Genomic DNA, 25,179 nt, shown 5'->3' with positions numbered 1-25,179 from the left:
GCATCAAATGTTACAGTTTTGATGCCTCCCGAATTTATTTACTGCGATTTTTTAGCTTTAATCATGGCTTCAAGCATATCCCACATTTCCCGGGGAATCTGCTCCAGCATATTAAACTCACCGGCGCCCTGGAGCCACTCACCACCATCAATAGTGACAACCTCACCATTCATATAGGCAGAATATTCGGAAACGAGATACGCTGCGAGGTTGGCCAGTTCCTGATGTTCGCCCACACGCCGCAGCGGTACTTTTTTGCGCATATCAAATTTTTCCGCCAGGTCACCCGGCAGCAATCTTTCCCAGGCACCCTGAGTGGGGAACGGCCCGGGCGCAATTGCATTAAAACGGATATTGTATTTCGCCCATTCTACTGCCAGGGAACGCGTCATGGCAAGTACACCGGCTTTCGCACAGGCAGAAGGAACCACATAGGCTGAACCTGTCCAGGAATAGGTGGTCACGATATTCAGCACCGTGCCGGCGACTTTCTGGTCAATCCAGTATTTCCCGATGGAGAGCGTGCAGTTTTTGGTTCCTTTCAGCACGATGTCCAGCACCGAGTCGAAGGCAGAATGCGTGAGTCGCTCTGTGGGTGCAATGAAATTACCCGCCGCATTATTCACCAGAACATCAATTCGGCCCAACTCCTTGATAACGGTATCTTTCATGGCTTCCACCTGTTCCCAGCTGCGCACATCGCAGGCAACGGCCAGTACTTTTCCGCCGGTTTCTCTTTCGAGTTCCTGTGCGGTATTCTGCAGTTTTTCCAGGTTTCGGGAAGTGATGACCACTTTTGCGCCCAGCTGCAGGAAGTATTTGGTCATCGCCTTGCCCAGCCCGCTGCCGCCACCGGTTACAATAATTACTTTATCTTTCAGCGCATCTTCGCGCAACATTCCTTCGGTGTATTTCATATTATCTTACGTTATATTTAATGATTGAATGGTGAACAACAGCAGTGTACAAAACAGCAGCCGAATCAATTTTTCTTACCGGCTATTAAATTTATTCCGCAGCCAAATTCCCCTGCGTTCGGCATTGGCTTTTGTCGTCCAGATTACCTTTCGTCCATCCATGACTTAATCTGGTAGTTTGCTTCCTGTTCAGCTATGATTTCATCGCTTTGGCTTACACGGATCCGCTCTTTTTGCAGTTCTGTGGTTTGGAACTCACATGTTTTTAATTCAAAATCCAGATATTCTTTAATTCTGTCGATGAGCTGCGTGTCTTCTATTTTAGCTATCTTCTGTATAAGATGTATTTTAAGTTCTGCTGTATTCATCTCTTTTTAATTATTCTTTAAAGCTACACAATGCGCCGAAAATATGCAAGATAGCCGGATCCTGACTTCTATTCAATAGTGGTATCAGGATAGAATAATACACTTACAATCAACCCATCTTCCAAATAGTGATTTTTTCCCCTCAAGCCTGGCCTGCAATATGCTGCGCAAGGGATTGCAGTCTCGTCTATGGACGAGATAAATTAAACAATCCCGCAGGACTGTCCGGAACGGCAGGCCGAGGAATTGCAACGAAAAGCCCGGTCTCGTCGCGGGGTCGATAAACCCCGTGACGAGATGCGCCCAAATAAAAAGACTGCCTTTGCAGACAGTCTTATCATTAAAATTAGTGACGGTTAAAAGCCGAACAGTTCCTCCAGGGAAATTTTCTTCACTTCACCGATTTTCTTCAGGTCTTCCATTTTCACGTTCTTTTCGGAAGCAACCAGAGCATACGTGTACGGCTTGCCGCTGAAGTTATTCGCATGGAAATTCTTCAGGTCCGCCATGGTTACGTTGTCCACGTTGGTGTACATCTGCTTGCGGATATCATCCTTCAGGCCGAGCTCCTTCGCTGCCAGGTAGCGGAAAATAATATTATCTTCCATGATGCGTTCCGTTTGGATATCTTTCTTCACCTTGTTTTTGGCAAGTTCCAGGTTCACCGGCAGCTCCGGCATTTTGGTCAGCAGTTCATTCATAGCGCCGACGGCATCATTGAATTTATCTGCCTGAGACCCCACATAACTCATCATGTAGTACTGATCCGATTTCTTCTGAGGCTGCACGTACACGCCGTATGTGCTGTAGGCCAAAGCTTTACTCTCGCGGATCGTCTGGAAAACAATGCCGCCCATTCCTCCGCCGAAATAGTTGTTGAACACGTTAACCAATGTAGTTTTTGCCGGGTCATACACATCTGTATTCCGGATCCAGCGGGTTTCCGCCTGCACCATATCGTAATCGGTAAACAATACCTGATTTTTAGTCTGCGGCTGCTGCTTGAACGTTGCCATCGGTGCTGCCGTTGCGAATTTCGCCGGTACTTTGTGCATCTTACCCAGCTGCGCGGTCAGGTTTTTCAACGATTCCGGACCGTAATAAATAACGGTTTGCTCGTACTGATTCAGGTTCTTGATTCTGTCCACCAGTTCCTGGGCTGTCACGGCATTAAGCTGCGCATCTGTCAGGGTATGGTTGAATTTGTTTTTCGGGCCATACATCGCATAGCTCGTCAATCCCTGCAGAATGGCGCCTTTGTTGGATTTCGCATCTTTGCGCGCTTTGGCCAGTCGGGCTTTCAGGGCAGCCAGTGCTTCTTCGCTTGGCTTGGCATTCAGAACCAGATCTTCATACAATTGCACTGCTTTTCCAAAGTTTTCCTGCAATCCTTCGATGGTTACCGTGGTATATTCTTCGCTGGTTGCGACATTGAAGCTGGATGCAATTTTATAAAACTCTTTGGAGATATCCTCCGCGCTTTTTTTATCTGTGCCCAGGAACTGAATGTACTGCGCTGCCAGTGGTTGCTTCAGGTCATTCATCGCACCGATTTTGTAGCGATATCTGAGTCTGTACAAGTCGTTCTCCGTATTCGGAACATACAGAACTTCTGCTTTGCCCATTTTTGCTTTCTGGATATCTTTCTCGAAATCCAGGAACACTGGTGCAGAAGGCGTATTCGGCATATCATTGACCATCTTCACGAACGCAGATTGCTTGTCGGCATTTGTTTCCACGGGTGTAATGGCCGGTTTTTCGATTTTAAGGTTATTCTTGGTTTCCCCTTTTCTTTTCAGAACAGCCACGTAGTTGTTGCCCAGATATCTGTTGGCAAAAGCAACCACATCTTCTTTTTTGATTTTAGAAAGGTCGTTTACATACGCCACCTGATCTTTCCAGTCCAGTTCAGAGGTAAACGCATTTACCAGATTGGAAGCACGGCCACTGTATTTTTCAGTTTCTTCAATCTTATCTTTTTTAATATTATTTACGATAGACGGCAACAGGTCAGCATCGAAGTTTCCTTTTTTCAGGTTTTCGATTTCATTAAGAACCAGCTTTTGCACATCTTCCAATGTCTGACCGGAGGTTGGCGAGGCGTTCAGCCAAAGTACGCCGTGATCCTGAAGCGTGAACGTAAAGGCACTCGCTCTCAGCAATCTTTGTTTTTTCACCAGGTTTAGATCTAATAGACCCGCTTTTCCGTTGGTCAGAATAGCGCCCACCAGGTCTGCCAGCAAGACATCTTTGTCTTTATTCCCCGGCAAACGGAAACCGATGGCCACACTTTCTGCATCCGGCCCTGTAATTTCTTTGATCACAGGCGCATTGAAGGGAACTTCTTGCTGGAAGGTATATTTCGGAACCGGTTTGCTTTGCATATAAGAGAAAGCACGGTCGATCTTGGCAATCGCCTGATCCGGATCAAAATCTCCGGACAGGATTACGCCCATGTTGTTCGGCACATAGTACGTATTGAAATATTTGCGGATTTCTACCAGCGACGGGTTTTTCAAATGCTCGATAGTTCCGATCGTGGTTTGTTTCCCATAGTTGTGGTTTTGGAATAAGGTTGAAAACAACGTTTCAAAGACTTTTCCGCCATCATTGTCCAGCGAGCGGTTTTTCTCCTCGTACACTGCTTCCAGTTCGGTATGGAAAATACGCAGCTGCGGGTTGCGGAAACGCTCAGCCTGCACAGCCAGATATTTATCCAGTGAGCTGGCCGGCACATCATCTGTGTACACCGTTTCCTCGAAGCTCGTCCAGGCATTGGTTCCCTGCGCACCCATGGCCGACATCATTTTGTCGTACTCATTGGCAATTGCATATTTGGAAGCCACACCGGAAACGGAGTCGATCTGCTTATAAATCGCCTTGCGATTTGCTTCGTCTTTGGTTTTATTGTACTGCTCATACAGGGCATCAATTTTATCCAGCTCAGGCTTTTCTTTTGCCCAGTCCAGCGAACCATACTTGTCGGTTCCTTTGAAAAGAAGATGCTCCAGGTAATGCGCCAACCCGGTGTTCGTAGCCGGATCGGTTTTGCTTCCTGCTTTCGTGGCAACATATGCCTGAATTCTCGGGTCCTTTTTTGTCGGACTCAGAATAACTGTCAACCCGTTCTTCAAGGTGTAGAACCGGGCCTGCGATGGGTCGTTGGTCACATACTTGTATGTGTAGCCACCCGCCGTCGCTTCTTTCCACTGGTAATCCTGCGCCTGGGCAGAGAAAATAACCGCAGCGGCAAAAAGCATTAAAATCTTTTTCTTAAACATATATATTTTGATTTACGCCTGATTAGACGCTCTGTTTCCTTAAATGTAACACAGCGATATGAATTTTAGATGAAAAGTTTGCAAAGAGTTAAATTGCCTGGTTAATTCTGCAGATCCAAAAACGCATTTTACTGTTTTTAATTAAATTAATTAACCTCAAACAGCAGGCGTTCACCGCAGGGCTGTTCGTGCACCTCGCCATTTTCATACACCAGCCGGCCATTCACGAAAGTGTGCGTCACCTCGGAATGGAACGTTTCACCTTCCAACGGACTCCAGCCGCATTTGTACAGCAGCTGATCCCGCTGTACGGTGTAGCTTTGCTGAGGATCAACCAAAACCAAATCTGCCTTATATCCTTTTCTGAGGAAACCGCGCTTTTCAATCCGGAATAAAATAGCGGGATTGTGGCACATTTTCTCCACCAGTTTTTCCAGGGTAATCCGGCCATTGCGATAGTGTTCCCACATCAGGTTTAATGAATGCTGCACCAGCGGACCACCCGACGGCGCCTGCAGGTATTTCTGGCTTTTCTCTTCCAGCGTATGCGGCGCGTGATCTGTTGCCACCACATCAATCCGGTCATCGAGCAAGGCTTTCCATAATGCTTCCTTGTCTTCGGCTGATTTCACAGCAGGGTTCCATTTAATTAAAGTGCCTTTATCATCATAATCGGCATCTGTAAAAGTGAGGTGATGCACACAAACTTCTGCGGTGATTTTTTTATCTTGTAGTGGCAGCTGGTTATCGAACAGATCCGTTTCCGCTGCGGTTGAAACATGGAATACATGCAGCCGCGCGCCCGTTTTGCGTGCCAGTTCGATGGCTTTGGAGGAAGAAAGATAGCACGCTTCTGCGCTCCGGATATCGGGATGGCACCGCACCGGAATATCTTCACCATATTTTTCTTTATGCATCTCGGTGTTGCGGCGAATGGTGGCTTCATCCTCGCAATGCACGGCGATTAGCATGCGCGTCTTGCTGAAGATATTTTCCAGTGTAGCCGGATCGTCTACCAGCATATTTCCGGTGGACGAACCCAGGAAAAGTTTGATGCCTGCCACATTGCGCGGATTGGTTCGGAGCAGCTCGTCCAGATTACTATTGGTTCCGCCCATCATGAAAGAATAATTAGCGAAAGACCGCGTGGCAGCAATCTCATATTTATCTTCCAGCAGTTCCTGCGTCACGGCATTCGGCACCGTATTGGGCTGCTCGATGAAACTGGTGATTCCGCCGGCCACAGCCGCACGTGATTCCGAGGTGATATCTCCTTTCCAGGTTAAGCCCGGTTCCCGAAAATGTACCTGATCATCTATAACGCCCGGCAAGAGGTATTTTCCGGTGGCATCCAGGGTAATATCTGCGTCTGTGTCGGGTATTGATGTTGCGATGTCTGCGATGATGTCATTTTCTATAAGAACATCCGCCCGGAAGATTTGGTTTTCGTTGACCAGCGTAGCATTTTTTATCAGGATTTTCATACGTGAAATTAAAATTTAAGTAGATTGATGGCTCCTTACAAAAATAGGCTTTTCGGCGCAGAATCATTCCCCGATACCCTTCGTTTTGCTGCTCAGCGTAAATATTTACCTTTGCAGAAATTGATCCCTCTTGTATAAAAAATTACTCGGGCAAACGGCCATATACGGGCTGAGTACTGTTATCATCAGGCTGTTTCCATTTATCATCAGTCCCATTGTAACCAATGCGTTCGGACCCAAGGCACTTGCGCCGTTCATCGATTTTTATTCGGTAGCCGGAATTATTATTGTGCTGTTGTCACACGGAATGGAAACCACCTTTTTCCGTTTTGCCGAGAAAATCCAGGATTCCCGAAAGCTCATTTCTACCGCGACTCTCAGTGTAGCCGGCGCCTCCCTGTTATTCCTAATGCTTGGTCTTATTTTCCGGCAGGAACTTGCAGTTGCTTTTAAAACACCGGAGTATATTGATTTGCTGGTCATGATGTTGTTCATCCTGGCCTTAGACGGACTTTCCACTATGCCTTTTGTTATTTTAAGGAAAACAGGACGGCCGAAAAAATATGCTTTAATAAAAGCCATCAACGGAGCGGTTAATTTTTTACTTGTTTTGTTTTTCATTGTCGGATTACCGCGATTGGGTGATGCCGGCTTTCTGGGATTGCAATACAGCCAAAGCTTTGGGATTGGCTATGTGTTTGTCGCTAACCTCGTGGCCAGTGCAGTCACTTTCCTGCTGCTTTTTTCCGAAATTAAAACAACCAGCTTTGCGGCATTTGATTCGGCATTATGGCTCAAGATGATCAGCTATTCCTGGCCAATCACCATCGCGGGCCTGGCAGGGGTGATTAATGAAACCATGGACCGGCAGTTTTTGAAATACCTTTTGCCGGAAAGCATCGGTACCGAACAGATGGCCATTTATGGTGCGGTCTGCAGAATCGTCACCTTTCTGACGCTATTCCGCCAGGCGTATCTTCTCGGGATCGAACCGTTTTTCTTTGCACACGCGAAGAATGAAAACTCTGGCCGTTCCTATGCAAGGCTGATGGACATGTTCGTTATTGTAAACTGCGTGATTTTGCTGGCGCTGTGCGCCAATCTGGACTGGCTCGGCAAACTGTATCTCGCTAATCCGGCCTATAATGTTGGCTTGCCGATTGTCCCGCTGGTACTGATGGCTGCTGTTTTTCTGGGCATTTATTTAAACATGTCGGTCTGGTATAAATTATCGGATCGCACCGTATACGGCGCCTACCTTTCTGTTCTGGGCGCGGCGGTGACTATTGGCATTAACTTTTACTTTATTCCGCTTTATGGGTACTGGGCGTCTGCCTGGGCTACGCTGCTGAGTTATTTTATAATGATGACGGTGTCCTACTTTCTGGGCCAGCATTTTTACCCGGTGCCGTATCATATGCGTAAAATTACTTTATACCTTGTGGTAAGCATCGGACTTTCGGCCGTGAGCTATTATGTACTGGATGGTTCCCTGCTCGCCGGAAATTTATTTTTATTGCTATTTTTAGGCCTTGTTTTATATTTTGAAAAAGACACGCTGAAACAACTCAGACGAAACTAACTATGAAAATCAACATCATCAATACGTCCCGGCATCCGCTGCCGGCTTACCAGACTGCCTCTTCTGCCGGAATGGATTTATACGCCAACATCCAAAACGAAATAGTGCTGAAACCTTTGGAACGTACCCTTATTCCAACCGGCCTTTTCCTGGAACTGCCACAAGGATATGAAGCACAGGTGCGTCCCCGCAGTGGACTGGCTTTTAAAAACGGACTTACCGTGCTGAACAGCCCCGGCACCATCGATGCGGACTACCGCGGCGAGGTTGGTGTTATTTTAGTAAATTTGTCCGCTGAAAATTTCACCATTACCGATGGAATGCGCATTGCGCAAATGGTGATTGCCAGACATGAAACCGCAGAATGGCAGGAGACCACCGAACTCAGTGAAACGGAGCGCGGCGCCGGCGGATTTGGCAGCACAAAATCTTAATCCTTTTTTAAAAACATAAATGGTGAACGCCTTCTGCAACCCATACGCGGAAAGGCACCAGAAAAAATTACACATACATGAAAATTATCGTTCCTATGGCGGGCCGCGGCTCGCGTTTGAGACCTCATACTTTAACCGTTCCAAAACCTTTAATCCCGATTGCCGGCAAACCCATTGTGCAGCGCCTGGTAGAAGATATCGCGAAGGTCGCGAATGAACAGATTGATGAAGTAGCTTTCATCATCGGTGATTTTGGTGCCGAGGTAGAAGCTTCTTTGCTTAAAATCGCCGAGGACCTGGGTTGCAAAGGCAGTATTTATACGCAGGATGAACCTCTGGGAACAGCGCACGCCATCAAATGTGCCGAAGCGTCAATGCATGGCAATGTTGTTGTGGCATTTGCAGATACTTTATTTAAAGCCGACTTTGTGCTTGAAACCAATTCCGATGGTGTCATCTGGGTAAAGAAAGTAGAGGATCCTTCAGCCTTCGGTGTGGTGAAACTGGATGATTACGGATTTATTACCGACTTTGTGGAAAAGCCGCAAACCTTTGTTTCGGATCTGGCCATCATTGGGATTTATTATTTTAAATCCGCAGAGAAGTTGATGAGTGAAATCAACTACATTATGGAGAACGACATCAAGCAGGGCGGCGAATACCAATTGACCACAGCGCTGGAAAACCTGCGGCAGAAAGGAGCAAAATTTTCTTTGGGCAAAGTAGATGACTGGATGGACTGCGGTAATAAAAACGCCACAGTGGAAACCAACGGGAAAGTTCTTACCTACGAAAAGGAAAACCTCTCCGTATATCCCGCGTCTGCCAAAATTGAAAACTGCCTTATTATCCCGCCATGCTTCATCGGTGAGAATGTAGAGATTTCCAATTCCAAAATTGGCCCCTGCGTTTCTATCGGTAATAATACAAAGGTGATTAACTCCAACATTGATCATTCACTGATTCAGGAAGACACCATTATCGACCACGGAAACCTGAGCAATTCCATGATTGGCAATTCGGCACAGTATTACGGCGTGGCCAGGGAAATTTCGCTGGGCGACTATTCCGTGCTGGATTTTTTGTCTAAAGGCCAGGAGGCCTGATAAAACATCTTTCTGCAATTTCCGTTAGATATTATAAAAACAGACTCTAATGAAAAGATATATTTTACCTGTCCTGCTGATGCTTACAGTTACTGCCTGCACCACCAGAACGAAAACTGATGATTCCGGAACCACCGCGGCTCCGGTAAGTTCAGCAGCGGCTTTTTTCAAAAAAGTAACAGCCGAACCGCAATTTGACCAGTTAAAAATCAATACACGGCTCACGGCGGAAACCGGCAGTTTTGTGCCACCGCTGGATGCGACGATATATCTGGAAAAGGACCGCAAAATATGGGTAAATATGGTGGCTGTTTTCCTGAACGTCGGGCGAGGGCTTGCCACACCCGCCGGAATTCAGGGATATGAAAAATGGAATAAAACCTATATCGAATCTGACTTCACGTATCTGAATAATTTATTGAATGTCAATTTCATTGATTTTGTTTCCTTTCAAAATCTCTTATTAGGAAAAACTTTTATTCCGGTGAATGAACGCGATTTTCAGTTGATACAGAACGGAGCCGATTATATTCTTAAGAGTAAAAAAAATCTGCAGTTTAATACGAATGGGAAAACTTCTGAATACCAAGCAGAACTGCACTATGACGCGCAAATGGATTTGATCAAAGTAGCTTTGCAAAAAGTGAAAGCAGCAGATCAGCTCGAAGTCACCTACAGCAACTGGCAGAATTTCCAGCAGATGCGCGTACCGGGAACTGTTAAAATAGTGATAAAAGGAAATAAAGACAGCAAGATCACGCTGGAAAATACGAAATTTGACAACTCTAAAATGAATACGCCGTATTCTGTACCAGCAAATTACACGAAAACTGAGATTAAATGATCAGAAAAATAGGCTATTTTCTCGGCATCTTTATCATCGGGCTTTTACCGGCACAAAAGAAAGAACAACTGCAGAAGCAAAACGCGGATCTGAAAAAACAGATTGCCGCGATCAACAGCAACCTGGCGAAAACCCAGCAGCAGTCGAAACTTTCGGTATCGTACCTCAATGAGGTTGAAAAGAAAATCAAGTTGCGCGAGAAAGTATATTCCAACACCCAAAAGGAAAAAAGATTTATTGAAGATGAGATTTATCTCCGTCAGCTGGAAATCAACCGCCAGAACCGGGAATTGGCCATTTTGCGGAAAAACTATGCCGAGGTTTTAGTTAAAGCGTATAAAAACAAAGGGGTACAGAACAAAGTCACTTTTATTCTTTCTTCCAAAAACTTAGGTGAAGCCTTACGCCGTATACAATACCTGAAAGATTACGCTGATTATCAGGACCGGAAAGCGGCTGAAATATCAGATGTAGCCAAATCACTGCAACGCAATGTGGAACTGAAGAAAAATTCGGTGAAGGATAAGGAAGCGCTGCTGGCCAATCAACAGAAAGACCTGCTGACCATTGAAGCTGAACGCAAAACAAAACAGACACTGCTGGAAGAATTTAAAAAGAATGAAGTACAGCTGACCGCGGAGTTAAAGCAAAAGCAAACCGAGTCCCGCAAGCTGGAAGGCCAGATCCGGGCTATTATTGCTGAGGAAATCCGTATTGCAAAAGCCAAAGAAGAACAGCGTAAAAAAGAAGAGGCTGAAAAAATCCGCCTGGCCAAAATTGCGGCCGAGCGCGAGAAAGCACGAATTGAAGCCGAGAATAAGGCCAGGCTGGAAGCACTGGCTTTAGAAAAGAAAAAAGCAGATGAGGAAGCGCGCCGCCTGAAGGACATCGCAGACCGCAAAGCCGCCGAAGAAGCTGAAAAAGCAAAACTCGCCGCCGAAGCTGACGCGAAACGAACGGCAGATGCACGCCGCGCCGCTGATGCGGAGAAAGCGGAAGCCCGCCGGGCCGCGGCTGCACGCGAAGCTGCCCTGGCGGCCGAAAAAGCAAAAGCTGCGGCCGAAAAAGCAGCCAGCGCCAAAGCTGCAGAAGCCAGCTTAGCAAAAAAGAACGAAGACGAGAAGAAAGCTGCGGAAAGCAAAGCGATGACCAATTTTGGTGTTTCCAGCGGAGCAGCCAATAACTTTGCGGCCAACCGCGGGAAAATGGGAATGCCGGCCTACGGAACCATTACCCACCGCTTCGGACGCCAGCCCCACCCGGTTTTCAAGAATATTGTGGAAGAAAACAACGGGATTAAGATTGCCGTGAGCAAAGGAACGGTTGCCAAATGTATTGCGCCGGGAACGGTTTCACGTATCGTGGCTTCTTCCGACGGTTCCAAAACGGTAATCGTGAAACATGGTGATTATTTCACCATCTACGCGAATCTTGCCAGCACCATGGTTTCTGCCAATCAGCAGGTATCGGCAGGAAGTGGCATGGGCGTCGTGGGCGCGGATTTCGACGGAACGTATACCCTTGATTTCCAAATATGGAACGGCAGCACACCGGTTGATCCGATGGGTTGGGTCAATTAAACAAGAAACTATAACTTTGTAAAAAATATTTAGATAATGGAAACGCTAACCATACTGGCACTCTCCTGGCAGCACCTGCTGATTGTCGCCGTCATCGTTCTGGTCCTTTTCGGCGGACGTAAAATTCCGGAAATGATGCGCGGCTTAGGCTCCGGCATCAAGGAATTTAAAGATGCTGTGAAAGAAGAAGATCCCAAAAAGCCTGAAGAAGCGCCACGAGACTCTACCGGAACTACGTTATAATTTTTTTCACCGATGAATTTTACTGAACAAGCTTGGTCTGTCTTTGATCAGGCTATTGCAGATTATCACCTGACGGACGAAGTGAATGCGGAACAAAAAAATCCTTTTCAGAACGGAACTTTGGAACATCTTTTGTATAGCAAAAACTGGATCGATACCGTACAGTGGCATCTGGAAGACATAATCCGCGATGAAAATATAAATCCTACCGAAGCTTTACAGCTTAAACGCAGAATAGACTCCTCTAATCAGAAAAGAACTGACTTGGTGGAGTTTATTGACAGTTGGTTTCTGAACAAATACAACGAAATACAGCCTGCGGCCAACGCCCGAATTAATACCGAAACTCCCGCGTGGGCAGTGGATCGGCTGTCTATTCTGGCGCTAAAGGTATATCACATGCAGATTGAAGCTGAAAGAGCCACGGCCAGTGCTGAACACCGGGCAAACTGTAATGCGAAACTGCAGGTGTTGCTGGAACAGAAAAAAGACCTGATGCAGGCGATTAATACGCTTTTGCAGGATATAGAGAACGGTACTGTTAAGATCAAAGTGTACAAACAAATGAAAATGTACAATGATGAAAGTCTTAACCCGGTCCTGTATCAAAATGTAAAAAATGGGTAAACTGCTTAGGTGCTTACTTATCATCATACTTTTCGTTTCCTGCACGGCAGAAAAAACAAATCTCACAGCGCCTGGTGTGATGACTGCCAATGGGATGCCGCGCATCGAATCGTGGGACAGCCGACAGAATACGATTGTTTATTCTGCGGAGATTACCAATTTGATCGCTTCTTTCCCGCGCTTCAGGAATACCGCGGTAAACGATGAGGTAAGTAACTTAAAATATCATCTGAAAGACTATATCGGTGCTATGGAAGCCTACAATATGAACGGGCTGGAACGTGCGCACCGAAATTTTGAAAAATCATACAAGAAACTCCAGAAATTGCGGAAGTACATGCGGCCGGATGAAGATCAGATCCTGAACCGCTACCTCGTACGAATCAAAACCAACATGGCCTTTCTGGAAAGCACCGTGAAAAAAGACAGTGCCAACAGCCGCTAATATGTTTATTTTTTATGCTTAAAATTCAAGCTGAATCCAAAGTGCCAACGGAGTATGGCCTTTTTCGCATGATTGCTTTTTCCGAATCGGAAACCGATTGGATGCCACATATGGTACTGATCGCCGACGGAACTGATTTCACAAAGCCGGTGAATGTGCGTTTTCATTCAGAATGTATTACCGGTGAAGTATTTCACTCGCGGAAATGTGAGTGCGGGCAACAACTGGATGCGGCCATGATTTATATGCAGAAGAATGGCGGCATGGTTATTTACCTTCGTCAGGAAGGAAGAAACATCGGAATCATTAATAAGCTGAAAGCTTATGCGCTGCAGGAACAAGGATTTGATACCGTAGAAGCGAATCTGAAACTTGGGCTGCCGGCAGATGACCGGAACTTTGATATTGCAATTGAAATGCTGGATATCCTGGGCATTAAAGAAATTAATCTGCTGACCAACAATCCGCAGAAAGTGCAGTTCGTGAAGGACAGCCATATCACCCTGAACCAGCGGATTCCGCTGCAGATGATGTCTACTGCGGAAAGCGCCGGATATTTACAGGTGAAAAAAGATTATTTTGGCCATTTCCTGGATTACGAAAATGACAGCTTAGAGGCTGGTTCAGTCTAAACGCAGTGCTGTATCCAGTGCCAGCTCAGTCATCGGTGTGAGCGCACGTTCACGCTGATCAGCAGAAATCATATCACCGGTTGGGATGATGTCTGAAACGGTTAGTAAGGTCGCTGCATTTTTACCCAGATATTGTGCATTGGCAAAAAGCGCAAACGCTTCCATTTCAACAGCTGAACATTTATATTTTGCTGCAATTTCGGGGAGCGACTGATCTTTGCGGTAGAAAATATCGCTCGTGTGAACGGTCGTGGGGATTGTTTTCAGCGCTTTGTCGGACGCACATTCATTAATCGTCTCAAATACTCTCCCTTGGTGCGAAAGCTTATCTTCGGAAAAACCCCAGGCGTGCTGTGCATACGTGGACTCACTCGCTGCATATTCCACATTCAGGATATCAAATACTTTTAATTCATCAGTGTACGCCCCGCAGGTTCCAATACGGATGATGGTTTCCACGTCATATTGTGTAAAGAGTTCGTAGGAATAAATCCCAATGCTCGGAATTCCCATACCGCTGGCTCCTACCGACACTTCAACTCCTTTATATTTCCCGGTAAAATAAAAAATATTGCGGGTCTGGCTGACCAGTTTCACCTCCTGCAAAAAGTTATCTGCAATATATTTTGCGCGCAGCGGATCTCCCGGCTGTAATACGGTTTTTGCAATCTCGCCCTTCTTAGCTGCGATGTGTACACTCATTTTCTTGAATTTAAAATAAGGTTTAAAATTACTAAAATTCCTATAAACATGACCAGACCGGCGCGCACAAAAAAGCTGCCCTACAGGAAGGCAGCTTCGTTATTTATTAAAAGCCGATATTAAAAAGGCTTAATTTTCGATTCGTCTATGTTATAAAACTTAATAACAGATTCGTAGTCATCGTAATTCACCGCAGTGTTTTTCCCTGCTGTTGAAGCCGGTACCAAAATCACTCTGAAAGTCTGACCATTTAAATATTCGGGCGTGGTAGCGATGTCATAATTTCCGTCTGCATAAATGGCGATATCGTTCCGGGTGAAATCAAAGTCATAATCAAACTCCCTTCCCTCTGAAAGATAAATTGTTCTTGGAATGGCCTGCCACACCGGATTGCCATTACTTGTGCCTGCTTTACGATAAATCAGGACCACATCGGAGGTAACTAAAGGTGAAGTAAATTCTTTTGTTATGCTGTAGGAACCATTTTGGATGGTAAAGTTTTCATTAATGATATCAAGCGCCACCGGATAGGTGTCTCCATCGCCAACATAATTATCATCGCGGTCATTACAGCTGATCACTGCTACTGCAAAGAAAGCAAGCAACAGCATGGTAAAATATTTTTTCATTGTATTACTGATTAAGATTAATTTTTCTAAATAGACAACATGCATGCCAACGCAATGATCGCTAACTTATAAATATTGTACTTTTGTTATTCAACATACCGACATACAATGAAGTTATCAGGAGTTATTTTAAGCACTGTTGCACTGCTGTTTTCAACTATAGGCAAGGCACAGTACATTCCCGCAGATTTTTCGGAAAAAGAAATGAAAGACGCCCAGGAATGGGTGGATCAGAAGTACGCAAACCTAAGTCAGGAAGATAAGCTGGGGCAGCTTTTTATTGTTGCCTTATACACGAATAAAGGTGAAGAACATATTCAGCAGATCCGCCATCTGGTTGAAAAAGAACATATCGGCGGGCTGATTCTGATGCAGGATGATGCCGAACGGCATATTCAGCTTGTTAACGAATTCCAACAAAAAAGTCCAGTTCCGCTTATGATCGGGATGGATGCAGAATGGGGCGTTTATCAGCGGATTGCAACAGCATACAAATACCCCTGGGCGATTACCCTGGGCGCCATTCAGGACAAAAACCGGATTACCGAAATGGCTGCCAGCATCGCCAGGGACTGCCAGCGCATGGGCGTCAACTGGGATTTTGCGCCCACTACTGATGTAAATACCAACCCGAATAATCCCGTTATTGGCAACCGCAGTTTTGGCTCCGAACCGCAGAACGTGATTGCTTCGGCTTTTGCCTATGCACAAGGGCTTCAGCGTAATAATGTACTGGCAGCCATCAAACATTTTCCGGGACATGGTGACACGGATCAGGATTCGCATTTGGATATTCCACTGGTATCACATCCCCTGAGCAGGCTTAATGAAGTAGAGCTCGCTCCTTTCCGCGAATTAGCGCACAGAGGCATTGGTGGCATCATGGTGGCCCACTTATACGTTCCCGTACTGGAACACGAAAAAAACATTCCGGCCTCGGTTTCTTATAATGTCATCACCAAACTCTTAAAGGAAAAAATAGGATATCAGGGTTTAATTATTACGGACGCTTTGAACATGGGCGCCGTCGCCAATAAATACAAAGCCGGCGAACTGGATGCACTGGCCTTCAAAGCAGGAAACGATATCATGCTTTTTTCGCAGGACGTGGAAACCGGTAAAAAACTGATTCAGCAGGCGATTGACCATGGAGAAATTTCACAAAAGCGTTTAGAAGAAAGCGTGAAGAAAATTTTAATGACTAAATACGTTCTGGGGCTTACCCAGTACACACCACGCAATCCTGAAAACATTAATCAGGATTTAAATAATGCAGCACACCAAAAACTGATGCAAAGTCTGTACGCTGATGCGCTTACTCTGATTAAAGACGAAAAGAAAATTCTGCCGCTGGATTGTTCCAAAACATATTATTTTGTTCCACTGGAAGAAGCGCCACATGAAACATTTCTGGAAACACTGCAATTGGGAACTACCGTCATTAAAAAGCAACCGGCTGAAATTGCCACTATTCCCGCAGGTGCCACGGTGATTGTGGGCGTTCATAAAGACAACAGCACTGCTTACAAACCGTATCAGGTTTCGGAAGCATCTAAAAAAATAATCGCCAACTTATCAGCAAAACATCCGGTTCTGCTCAATATTTTTGGTTCGCCGTATGCATTGCGTGACCTGAACATCAGCCCGGTTTCCACCGTTTTGGTTTCTTATGAAAACAATGATGACTCGATGAAAGCCACCGCCAGTGCCCTGAACGGAAACACCACCATTCACGGAAAATTGCCGGTGCTGGTAAACGATGACTTGCCGGCAGGAAGGGGGATGCAAAAAAACGCGGCCACAAGAATTCAGCTGCCCGCTAAACATTAAATAAATCATCTGTATGAAAATTGGAATATTGTGTTATCCGACCTATGGAGGCAGCGGAATTGTTGCCACAGAACTGGGCATGTCGCTGGCGAACAAAGGATATGAAGTTCATTTTATCTCCAGCAATCTGCCTGCGCGGCTGGATATTACCAATCCCAATATATTCTTTCACCGCGTGAATGTTCAGACCTATCCGCTGTTCCAGTATCAGCCGTATGACATTGCACTTTCCTCCATGATTTACCGCGTTGCCAATCTGTATAAACTGGATTTGCTGCACGCGCATTATGCCATTCCGTATGCCTATGCCGCCTTTACCGCCAAGCAAATGCTCAAAGAAGAAAACCGCGATATTCCATTGGTGACCACGCTCCACGGGACAGATATTACTTTGGTCGGCCAACATCCGAGTTACAGACATGCTGTGGAATTCAGCATCAACCAATCTGACACGATTACGTCCGTTTCCGAGAGTTTAAAGAAAAACACACTGCAACTATTCCGGATTACCAAGGAAATTAAGGTAATTACCAATTTCATCGACAATGGTGATTTTACTAATGGTACTACCTGCCAGCGCCGGCAACTTGCCGATGACGATGAAAAAATCCTGATTCACGTATCCAATCTTCGGCCGGTAAAACGGGTGGATGAAGTCTTGCAGATTTTCAGGAATGTGGAAAAACGGGTTAAGTGCAAACTCATTATCATCGGGGAAGGCCCGGATATGGAAAAGGTGAATCAGTTTCTGGAAGACCATCCTTACCTGATAGATAAAGTCCGGCTGCTGGGCAAAGTCAATGACCTGTATCGCATTTTGCGCCTGTCCGATGTTTTCCTGCTGCCGTCTGAACAGGAAAGTTTCGGGCTGGCCGCGCTGGAAGCCATGGCTGCGGAAACACCGGTCATCAGTTCCAACGCTGGTGGCATCCCGGAAGTGAACATCCAGGGAGAAACCGGCTTTCTGGCCGAAATCGGAAACGTGGAAGCCATGAGTAATTACGCCATCCGGCTGCTTAGCGATAATGAACTGCTTGCCCGGATGAAGCAGAACGCCAAGGCGCAGGCACTTAAATTCGACCTTAAAAACATCCTCCCGCTGTACGAAGAAATGTATCAGCAAACCCTGGACGAATTCAGAGCCAAACAATAACCAAACATGCCGGCTCTTTATTATATTTGTAAGAGAAAGCCGGCGATGAACGAGAAACTACTGCAATATCTCTGGAATTTTAAAATCTTTACAAATTTTGAATTTAAAGATATAAACGGTCACGCCATTGAGGTATTGGATTTTGGCCGTTGGAATTTCGATTCCGGGCCGGATTTTTTGTTTGGAAAGATCCGCACGCAAGGCATTACTACGGCCGGACACATTGAACTGCATGTGAAATCCTCGGACTGGATTTTTCACCGGCACAGCGGAAACCCGGAATTTAATAATCTGATTGCACACGTTGTATATACTCACGATGCAGAAATTCCCGAATTCACAGATCGCGGCATCCCAACCATCGTCTTAGAAAATCACATCAGTCCGCAGCACATTGCGCGTTACACGGAACTCCTAACAGAACGTTCTTTTATTTCCTGCGAAAAGCAATTTAATCAAAGCCTTCTGCCGTTCGGTTTTCATGAAAGTAATGTTTTACGAAAGCTTGACTCGAAAGCTGCCCGGACGGAGGAATTGCTGGCCGTTTCACTGAACGATTACGAAGCTGTCCTGTTTCAGTTATTAGCCTATGGTTTTGGCTTAAAAGTAAATGCTCCCATTTTCCAGCAGCTGGCTGCCTCCCTGCCCTTTGCAGTTATTAACAAAATCAGGCAAAACCAACTACAGCTCGAAGCTTTGTTTTATGGGATCTGTGGCTGGCTGCACAATCCAACGGATGACCAGATGAAACTCTGGAAACGGGAGTTTGATTTTTTGAAAGCGAAATATAACCTTCCGGAAGTCAGTGTGCATCCCAAATTTTCACGGTTAAGACCTCCCGCTTTCCCCACCATCCGACTGTCGCAATTGGCCAGCCTGTATCATCTTCATCAGAATTTATTTTCTAAGCTGATGACGGCGCGCACGGCTGAGGATCTTCGAAATATTTTCCGGCCGGTGCAGGCCAGCGAATATTGGAATACACATTTTAATATGGGTAAAGTCAGCAGTGTTTGTACCGCGAAAAAATTAACCGAAGAGATGATCCATCTGGTGTTGATTAATGCAGTGCTGCCGCTGCGATATCTTTATTTTAAGAATACGAAAGAAGATACCGCTGATGAAATCCTCCGGTTTTATGAGCAGATTCCGGCAGAGAAGAATAAAATTTTGAACCAATTCACTGAGATCGGTGCGCACGTTGCCTCAGCACTGGAATCCCAGTCGTTCCTGTACCACTACAGCCAGAAATGCCTGCCCAAGCGCTGCCTGCAGTGCGACATCGGTATTAAAATTATGCGCACGTAACAGCTGACAATTATCGCGTGCTTCTGCTCGGGAATAGCAGGGATTAAGCGTAGCTTTACATAAAAATTACTTTTATGTTCGAGTGGTTGCAGCAATTGCTTTTACCGGCGCAAGTCCCGACTGTTACACAGTCCCTTGTTACGCTGATGCTAGCCATAGGTTTCGGCGTTTTTCTGGGTCGCATTCGTCTGGGTAAAATCACACTTGGTGTGGCGGGTGTCATGTTTGCGGGTTTGTTGCTGGGGCATTTTGGTTACCGGGCCGACGCTGCTATTCTGGATTTTGTGCGGGATTTTGGCCTCATACTTTTCGTTTATGGAATCGGCTTGCAGGTCGGACCGTCTTTTTTTTCTTCCTTTAAGGATGAAGGGCTGCGCTTTAATCTGCTCGCAGTTTCCACTGTTTTGCTGGGTGGTATCATTACCATCGGCCTGTTTTATCTTACCGGGCTCCGAATAGAAGATTTGGTAGGAATCATGAGTGGCTCAGTGACCAATACGCCCGGTCTCGGTGCTGCCAAGAATACAATTGAAGAAATACAAAACTCTTTACCCGGGAAAACTTTTGGCGACCCTGCTATCGGTTATGCCATTACCTACCCGCTGGGCGTATTTGGAATCATACTCACCCTGATTATTGCCAGGATCTGGCTTAAAATATCACCAGAAAATGAAATGAAAAAATTCCGGTTGGCGAAAATCAACCGCGAGTTGCCGCTGATCCACCGTAAAGTACGGGTAACGCAGGGAGCTGTCGTAGGAAAAACGCTGGGCGAGATCCTGAAACAGGTTGGAAAACCCGTAGTCATTTCCCGGCTAAAACACAGTGGCAGCAAAGCGGTGAAATCTCCGGCGATGGACAGCATCATTCAGATGCGCGATGTATTGATGCTGGTTGGCCAGGAAGATGATGTGGACACTTTAATGCACATTTTCGGCCGCGAAAGCAGCGACCTGTTTATCGAATCCGATAAATTGATACAACGCCGAAACCTCTTCGTGACGAGAAGTTCGGCGGTGCATAAAAAACTTTCGGAACTGGATTTATATAATACCTATGATTTAAAAATAACCAGAGTCGTTCGTGCCGGCCGCGAATTGCTGCCGCGTCCGTCGCTGGAACTCTTTTATGGTGACCAACTGCGCGCCATCGGTACCGAAACCGCCCTTGGTGAAGCACAGAAAATCATCGGAAATTCCGAAAAGAAGATGCTGGAGCCGGATTTCCTGTCTATCTTCGGTGGGTTGCTGCTTGGCGTTATCGTAGGTTCTGTGCCGATATTCATCCCGACCTTGCCGGTACCGCTGAAACTGGGTTTTGCAGCCGGCCCTTTGCTGGTCGCGCTACTTATTTCGCGGTATGGCGGGATTTCCTTTATTCATGCGTATGTGCATAATGGCGCAGTCCATTTTATGAAAGACTTCGGAATCTGCCTGTTTTTCGCCGCAGTCGGCATCAGTGCCGGGGGCAGGTTTTATGAAAACTTCATGCAATACAACGGCTGGCTCTGGCTGCTGTATGGCTGCGCCATTACTTTTATTCCCTTAATTATAATGCTCCTGGTGGGACATTTTATTCTTAAAATAAATTTTCTGCAACTGGCGGGAATTATGAGCGGAAGCTATACTGATCCCGCTGCACTTTCTTTTAGTACCAACTTTCTGGAGTCCGATGTGCCGATACAGAGTTATGCACAGGTTTATCCGCTGGTGACGCTGTGCCGGATATTCGTGGCGAGTTTGCTGATTCTGTTTTTCAGTTGAATCTGAGATTTGTTTTCCTCAGATCATTATAAAAACAAAAGCCGCTGCAACAGGCAACGGCTTTTCAGTTATTTAAAGCGAAATCTTATTTCTTCTCTGCTTCTGCTTCCGGATAACGCTGTTTGGTGAAATCCTGCGAAATAGCTGCTTTTTCAAATTTTAGCTTCCCGGACAGTGTTTCAATAATGACACTGTCTTCCAGAATTTGCGCCACACGGCCGTGCATGCCTGAGGTGGTTACGACCCGGCTTCCTACCTTCAGTGATTCCTGAAAGTTTCTTTCCAACTTGGCTTTTTTGCTTTGTGGACGAATCATCAGAAAATAAAACCCGACGAACATTAAGCCAATCATGACCAATGTCGGTGTCATAGAAGCTTCCGGTGGACCGGCCTGTAAAAATATAGTAAGCATAAATTAATTAAATTAAGGTTGAATATCAGCCGTGAAAGACAGCATGATCGGATTGCGCTCCACATTGGCAAATACTTTTGCCTGCTTGTTCACCAGACCTTCGAAGCTGGATGAATCAAAGTTCAGCGTAATCTTCGCTTTTTTGCCCGGCATCACCGGTTCTTTGGTATATTCCGGCACGGTGCATCCGCAGGTTGGCTCCACATTGGAAATAATCAGCGGCTGATCACCGGTATTGGTAATTTCGTAAATGTGTTCTTTTTGTTCACCTTTTTTGATCTTACCAAAGTCGAACTGCGCTTCAGAAAGAGCAACGGTTGTAAGAGGTCCGGCAGGTGCTTGCGCTTCAGCACCTTCAGGCATTTCTGCTACGACAGCATCCTGTGCAGACTGATCCTGTACAACGGTACTCTCTTCTGTGACCAACTGATCAGCAGACTGGTCTTTGGTGCAGGACGCCAGCATCATAAAAACGGCCAGCGGCGTTACTTTCAGTAAATTTTTCATAGTATGGTTGGTTAATTTCTGTTGATATCGCGGGTATATTTATCCAGGATTCCGTTGATGAAAATGTTCGAACGATCGGTAGAGAATACTTTGGAGATTTCAATGTATTCATTAATAATTACCCGGGCCGGTGTGAGCGGGAAATAATCCAGTTCGGCAATCGCCGCAATCAGGATAATTTTATCCAGCAGGGAGACCCTTTCCAGATCCCAGTTCTCGAGGCGTTCTTCCAGTTTCTTTTCAATTTCGTCCCAATGGTTGAGTGATTCCTTCAGCAGTTTGCGGGCGAACTCGCGGTCCTGCTCATCTTTAATCATTTTAATTAAAGTATGGCTCGGCTCATTTTCACGGAAGAAACCAATCGTTTTCTGAATCATCGAGTTGGAGATATGGAAATCATCAGCCCAGCTCAGTTCCTTAGCTTCCACATGGTCATGGAAATCTTCGTTTTCGGCAATGTAACGCAAAAACAATTTCCCGATGAATTTCTGGTCTTCCTCAAATGAATACCCTTCTTCATTCATAAAGTCCTGATACCGTTTCCCGGCCGTCATGCGCTGGAAGGTTTTCACGAGCAGCTCGTCATACACATCCCATTTCAGTTCCTGGTGTTTGGAAGTGAAAGACAACCGTTCATCATTCTCCTCGATTTTCAGCAATACCTGATTGTTGATAAATTTCTGGTTCGGATTGAGTTCGCGGTCGGTTTTGAAGTATTTGTTTTTCCCGATCTCGATCTGCTTTTCGGCAAGGTCTTTCAGCGCCACGAGAAAGTTAAGCTGGTAGATGTACAGGTGATAAATCTTATCGATTTCATTAAACATGTTTTTCTCGAGTACATCGTATTTGATCGGGTTCTGATAATAGGCGTACAATGCTTCTACTACCTTTTCGCGGATTTGTCTTCTTCCTAACATTTCAAAGAGCTTTTTGTGGGTGCAAAGATAATAAAATTGTAACAGGCAGCGCGCCGGCGGTTCGATTTTTGCAACTTCCGGTGCGGCGCGGTTTCAGGCGTCTTAAATCGTTTTTGTATTTTTGTGGCAGCACTGCAAAACTCTTTCCGGCTGCTGCTTTTGCTTATTTATGAATGCATTAAAAACCTTAAACCCTTATTTCTGGAAACACCGGATGCTTCTGTTCTGGGGATTTCTCTTCATTATTGCCAGTAACTTTTTTAATATTTATAAAGTTCAGTTTGTCGGTAAATCAGTGGATGAAATTTCCCGCAACGGCGCGCTGGGTTTTAACCGCCAGGTGCTGATTTATGTCGCGATTATTGTCGGCTCGTCACTGGCTACCGGTTTTTTCACGTTTATGATGCGACAAACGATCATTGTGGCTTCCCGCCGTATTGAATACGAACTTAAAAATAAAATTTATCAGCATTATCAGAATCTTTCGCTAACGGATTTTAAGAAAACGACCATCGGGGATCTGATGAACCGGCTGAGCGAAGATATTGTGGCCGTGCGGATGTATCTGGGGCCGGGTGTGATGTACGTGGTCAACCTGCTGATTCTTTTGATTATCACGGCAGTGTATATGCTGAAGACGGATGTGCAGATGACGCTATGGTCGCTGTTGCCGTTGCCGATTTTGTCTTTTGTGATTTATAAGGTAAGCTCGATCATCAACCGCAAGTCCAAGATTATGCAGAAGAGCCAGTCTGCGATTTCCACATTCGTGCAGGACAGTTTTTCGGGAATTCGGGTGGTGAAGTTTTTTGCGCGTGAAAAATACATCAGTAAAAACTACGGAACGCGGATCCGGGATTATCAGGACAAAGCATTGGATCTGGCGAAAACCGAAGCGTATTTCTTTACCATTATTCTTTTGGTTGTTGGTTTGCTGAATGTTATTATCCTGCTGATTGGCGGGAATAAATACATGGCCGGCGTTTTATCGGTCGGAAAGATTGCGGATTTCTTTTTATACATCAATATCCTGATATTTCCTTTTTCGATGGTGGGGTGGGTGACTTCAGTGAACCAAAGGGCGGAGGCTTCGATGTCGCGAATTAATGAATTTCTGGATATGAAGTCTGAAATCGTGAATACCAATCATGAGGTGTACCCGATCAAAGGTGACATTGAATTCCGGAATGTTTCGTATGTCTACCCGAACACCGGTATTCGCGCACTGGATAACTTAAGTTTTAAAATAGAAGCCGGGAAAACGCTGGCTATTATGGGGAAAACGGGCAGCGGGAAATCCACGATAGCTTTATTACTGTGCCGGCTGATTGACCCTACAGAAGGCGAAATCCTCATCGATGGTAAAAACCTGAAGGACCATAATCTGGAACTGTACCGCGATCATCTGGGCTATATTCCGCAGGAAAGTTTCCTTTTCTCGGATACCATTGAACACAATATCGGCTTTGCGATTGACAATCCGACATTGAAAGAAGTGGAAGAATATGCGAAGAAAGCGGATGTTCATAAAAACATTATGGGTTTCCGCGAGCAGTATAAAACCATGGTCGGCGAACGCGGGGTGATGCTTTCCGGCGGGCAGAAGCAAAGGCTTTGTATTGCACGTGCTTTGATTAAAAAACCTAATATTCTGGTGTTTGATGATTCACTCTCGGCGCTGGATACCGAAACGGAAGAAAACATTTTGCAAAACATCGCGCGTGAAATCACCAACTGCACGTCCATCATTATTACGCACCGGGCGAGCAGCGCGAAACACGCCGATAAAATCCTGAACCTCACACCGGTAGATAATGAGATTGCTGAAGTAAATGCATAATTGTTAGCAATAAATCAGTTTCCGCGCAAATAATTGAAAATTAGTTTTTCAGTTGGAAGAATTCTTATATATTTGTTACACAACTTTTTCAAAAAACAGTGACACCATGAGTGATTATAAGGAACGCCACGAAAATGAAATATTTACCAAAGTGCTGAAAGCCGGCCGCCGAACCTATTTCTTTGATGTGCGCGAAACCAAAGCAGGAGATTATTATCTGACGATAACCGAGAGCAAGAAACATTTTGGCGAGAACGGTGAAGCCAGTTTTGAGAAACACAAAATTTACCTGTACAAAGAAGACTTCCGCACGTTTGAAGAGATGTTCCGCGAGTCCACCGAGTTTATCATCAGCCAGAAGGGCGAAGATGTAATCTCTGAAAAGCACGACAAAGATTTCCGCGCCCGCTCCTACACGCTGGAGTCCGACGACGAAATTTAAAATAAAACGAAATCCGGTTTGCTGAAAGCAGGCCGGATTTTTTTGTAGAAGCGAAGTGGTTGGTTAGGTGGGGAATGCCTGTAAAAATTACTATACTAATTCACTAAGAGTTATGTATGTGAAGCAGCACGCT

Annotated in this window: 24 protein-coding genes; 15 read left to right on the top strand and 9 right to left on the bottom strand. The window is 45.5% G+C overall.

Going from position 1 to position 25,179, the window contains the following annotated elements; all coding sequences use genetic code 11:
- Nucleotides 1–38: 38 nt before the first annotated feature.
- The 4 genes from MVI27_RS05240 to MVI27_RS05225 all read right to left on the bottom strand — a co-directional run bounded on the left by MVI27_RS05240 (nucleotide 39) and on the right by MVI27_RS05225 (nucleotide 6,050).
- Nucleotides 39–917, bottom strand: coding sequence for an SDR family oxidoreductase (locus MVI27_RS05240; protein ID WP_246959703.1), 879 nt, complete (start codon nucleotides 915–917; stop codon nucleotides 39–41).
- A gap of 143 nt (nucleotides 918–1,060) precedes the next feature.
- Nucleotides 1,061–1,285, bottom strand: a complete 225-nt coding sequence (locus MVI27_RS05235; RefSeq protein ID WP_246959702.1) for a hypothetical protein — start codon at nucleotides 1,283–1,285, stop codon at nucleotides 1,061–1,063.
- Nucleotides 1,286–1,641: 356 nt separating this feature from the next.
- Nucleotides 1,642–4,566 (bottom strand): M16 family metallopeptidase, encoded by a 2,925-nt coding sequence (locus tag MVI27_RS05230; RefSeq protein ID WP_246959701.1) that lies wholly within the window; start codon nucleotides 4,564–4,566, stop codon nucleotides 1,642–1,644.
- A gap of 146 nt (nucleotides 4,567–4,712) precedes the next feature.
- Nucleotides 4,713–6,050, bottom strand: a complete 1,338-nt coding sequence (locus MVI27_RS05225) for a dihydroorotase (RefSeq protein ID WP_246959687.1) — start codon at nucleotides 6,048–6,050, stop codon at nucleotides 4,713–4,715.
- A gap of 130 nt (nucleotides 6,051–6,180) precedes the next feature.
- On the opposite strand from MVI27_RS05225, the gene MVI27_RS05220 reads away from it, so the two are divergent.
- The 9 genes from MVI27_RS05220 (at nucleotide 6,181) to ribA (ending at nucleotide 13,543) form a co-directional block, all read left to right on the top strand.
- Nucleotides 6,181–7,632 carry a lipopolysaccharide biosynthesis protein gene (locus tag MVI27_RS05220; RefSeq protein ID WP_246959686.1) on the top strand — a complete coding sequence of 484 codons (1,452 nt, stop codon included), beginning with the start codon at nucleotides 6,181–6,183 and terminating at the stop codon, nucleotides 7,630–7,632.
- A gap of 2 nt (nucleotides 7,633–7,634) precedes the next feature.
- Nucleotides 7,635–8,066, top strand: coding sequence for a dUTP diphosphatase (gene dut / locus MVI27_RS05215; RefSeq protein WP_246959684.1), 432 nt, complete (start codon nucleotides 7,635–7,637; stop codon nucleotides 8,064–8,066).
- A 77-nt stretch (nucleotides 8,067–8,143) separates the two neighbouring features.
- Nucleotides 8,144–9,172, top strand: a complete 1,029-nt coding sequence (locus MVI27_RS05210) for a sugar phosphate nucleotidyltransferase (RefSeq protein ID WP_246959683.1) — start codon at nucleotides 8,144–8,146, stop codon at nucleotides 9,170–9,172.
- A gap of 49 nt (nucleotides 9,173–9,221) precedes the next feature.
- Complete coding sequence (lolB1, locus tag MVI27_RS05205; RefSeq protein WP_246959682.1) at nucleotides 9,222–10,016, top strand: lipoprotein insertase outer membrane protein LolB1; 795 nt, start codon at nucleotides 9,222–9,224, stop codon at nucleotides 10,014–10,016.
- Nucleotides 10,013–11,596 carry a peptidoglycan DD-metalloendopeptidase family protein gene (locus MVI27_RS05200; RefSeq protein ID WP_246959681.1) on the top strand — a complete coding sequence of 528 codons (1,584 nt, stop codon included), beginning with the start codon at nucleotides 10,013–10,015 and terminating at the stop codon, nucleotides 11,594–11,596. The genes lolB1 and MVI27_RS05200 overlap by 4 nt, the downstream gene beginning before the upstream one ends.
- 36 nt (nucleotides 11,597–11,632) lie before the next feature.
- Complete coding sequence (locus MVI27_RS05195; RefSeq protein ID WP_246959680.1) at nucleotides 11,633–11,839, top strand: Sec-independent protein translocase subunit TatA/TatB; 207 nt, start codon at nucleotides 11,633–11,635, stop codon at nucleotides 11,837–11,839.
- 12 nt (nucleotides 11,840–11,851) lie between these two features.
- Nucleotides 11,852–12,466 (top strand): DUF4254 domain-containing protein, encoded by a 615-nt coding sequence (locus MVI27_RS05190; protein WP_246959679.1) that lies wholly within the window; start codon nucleotides 11,852–11,854, stop codon nucleotides 12,464–12,466.
- A complete protein-coding gene (locus MVI27_RS05185) occupies nucleotides 12,459–12,911 on the top strand; it encodes a hypothetical protein (RefSeq protein ID WP_246959678.1) in 453 nt (150 codons plus the stop codon). Before MVI27_RS05190 ends, MVI27_RS05185 begins: the two co-directional genes overlap by 8 nt.
- Nucleotides 12,912–12,925: 14 nt before the next feature.
- Complete coding sequence (ribA, locus tag MVI27_RS05180; protein WP_246959677.1) at nucleotides 12,926–13,543, top strand: GTP cyclohydrolase II; 618 nt, start codon at nucleotides 12,926–12,928, stop codon at nucleotides 13,541–13,543.
- Here the strand turns inward: ribA and deoD are convergent.
- The gene (deoD, locus tag MVI27_RS05175; RefSeq protein WP_246959676.1) at nucleotides 13,535–14,245 is read right to left on the bottom strand and encodes a purine-nucleoside phosphorylase; all 711 of its coding nucleotides are present in this window, start codon (nucleotides 14,243–14,245) and stop codon (nucleotides 13,535–13,537) included. The two genes, ribA and deoD, sit on opposite strands and share 9 nt — an antisense overlap.
- Nucleotides 14,246–14,364: 119 nt before the next feature.
- Nucleotides 14,365–14,874, bottom strand: a complete 510-nt coding sequence (locus tag MVI27_RS05170; RefSeq protein ID WP_246959675.1) for a hypothetical protein — start codon at nucleotides 14,872–14,874, stop codon at nucleotides 14,365–14,367.
- A gap of 108 nt (nucleotides 14,875–14,982) precedes the next feature.
- On the opposite strand from MVI27_RS05170, the gene MVI27_RS05165 reads away from it, so the two are divergent.
- From MVI27_RS05165 to MVI27_RS05150, 4 genes are all read left to right on the top strand, one after another.
- Nucleotides 14,983–16,704 (top strand): glycoside hydrolase family 3 protein, encoded by a 1,722-nt coding sequence (locus tag MVI27_RS05165; RefSeq protein ID WP_246959674.1) that lies wholly within the window; start codon nucleotides 14,983–14,985, stop codon nucleotides 16,702–16,704.
- A 13-nt stretch (nucleotides 16,705–16,717) separates the two neighbouring features.
- Nucleotides 16,718–17,857, top strand: coding sequence for an N-acetyl-alpha-D-glucosaminyl L-malate synthase BshA (gene bshA, locus MVI27_RS05160; protein WP_246959673.1), 1,140 nt, complete (start codon nucleotides 16,718–16,720; stop codon nucleotides 17,855–17,857).
- A gap of 45 nt (nucleotides 17,858–17,902) precedes the next feature.
- On the top strand, nucleotides 17,903–19,165 hold the full coding sequence (locus MVI27_RS05155; protein WP_246959672.1) for a DUF2851 family protein: 1,263 nt from the start codon (nucleotides 17,903–17,905) through the stop codon (nucleotides 19,163–19,165).
- 74 nt (nucleotides 19,166–19,239) lie between these two features.
- The gene (locus tag MVI27_RS05150) at nucleotides 19,240–20,928 is read left to right on the top strand and encodes a putative transporter (RefSeq protein ID WP_246959671.1); all 1,689 of its coding nucleotides are present in this window, start codon (nucleotides 19,240–19,242) and stop codon (nucleotides 20,926–20,928) included.
- Nucleotides 20,929–21,013: 85 nt separating this feature from the next.
- On the opposite strand, the gene yajC is transcribed toward MVI27_RS05150, so the two are convergent.
- From yajC to nusB, 3 genes are read right to left on the bottom strand one after another with little or no spacing between them, the layout of a single operon-like run.
- Nucleotides 21,014–21,340: a preprotein translocase subunit YajC gene (yajC, locus tag MVI27_RS05145; RefSeq protein ID WP_246959670.1), complete on the bottom strand. Its 327-nt coding sequence runs from the start codon at nucleotides 21,338–21,340 to the stop codon at nucleotides 21,014–21,016.
- Between the two features lie 12 nt (nucleotides 21,341–21,352).
- Nucleotides 21,353–21,847: a DUF1573 domain-containing protein gene (locus MVI27_RS05140; protein WP_246959669.1), complete on the bottom strand. Its 495-nt coding sequence runs from the start codon at nucleotides 21,845–21,847 to the stop codon at nucleotides 21,353–21,355.
- Between the two features lie 11 nt (nucleotides 21,848–21,858).
- Nucleotides 21,859–22,764 (bottom strand): transcription antitermination factor NusB, encoded by a 906-nt coding sequence (gene nusB / locus MVI27_RS05135; protein WP_246959668.1) that lies wholly within the window; start codon nucleotides 22,762–22,764, stop codon nucleotides 21,859–21,861.
- Nucleotides 22,765–22,933: 169 nt separating this feature from the next.
- Between nusB and MVI27_RS05130 the strand changes: the two genes are divergently transcribed.
- The gene (locus MVI27_RS05130; protein ID WP_246959666.1) at nucleotides 22,934–24,604 is read left to right on the top strand and encodes an ABC transporter ATP-binding protein; all 1,671 of its coding nucleotides are present in this window, start codon (nucleotides 22,934–22,936) and stop codon (nucleotides 24,602–24,604) included.
- A 106-nt stretch (nucleotides 24,605–24,710) separates the two neighbouring features.
- Nucleotides 24,711–25,046 carry a DUF3276 family protein gene (locus MVI27_RS05125; RefSeq protein ID WP_246959664.1) on the top strand — a complete coding sequence of 112 codons (336 nt, stop codon included), beginning with the start codon at nucleotides 24,711–24,713 and terminating at the stop codon, nucleotides 25,044–25,046.
- Nucleotides 25,047–25,179: the final 133 nt, after the last annotated feature.

The organism is Chryseobacterium salipaludis, assembly GCF_022968825.1.
GTDB lineage: Bacteria > Bacteroidota > Bacteroidia > Flavobacteriales > Weeksellaceae > Kaistella > Kaistella salipaludis.
Note: the sequence above shows the minus strand (reverse complement) of the source record. Positions and strands in the feature narration are given on the sequence as shown.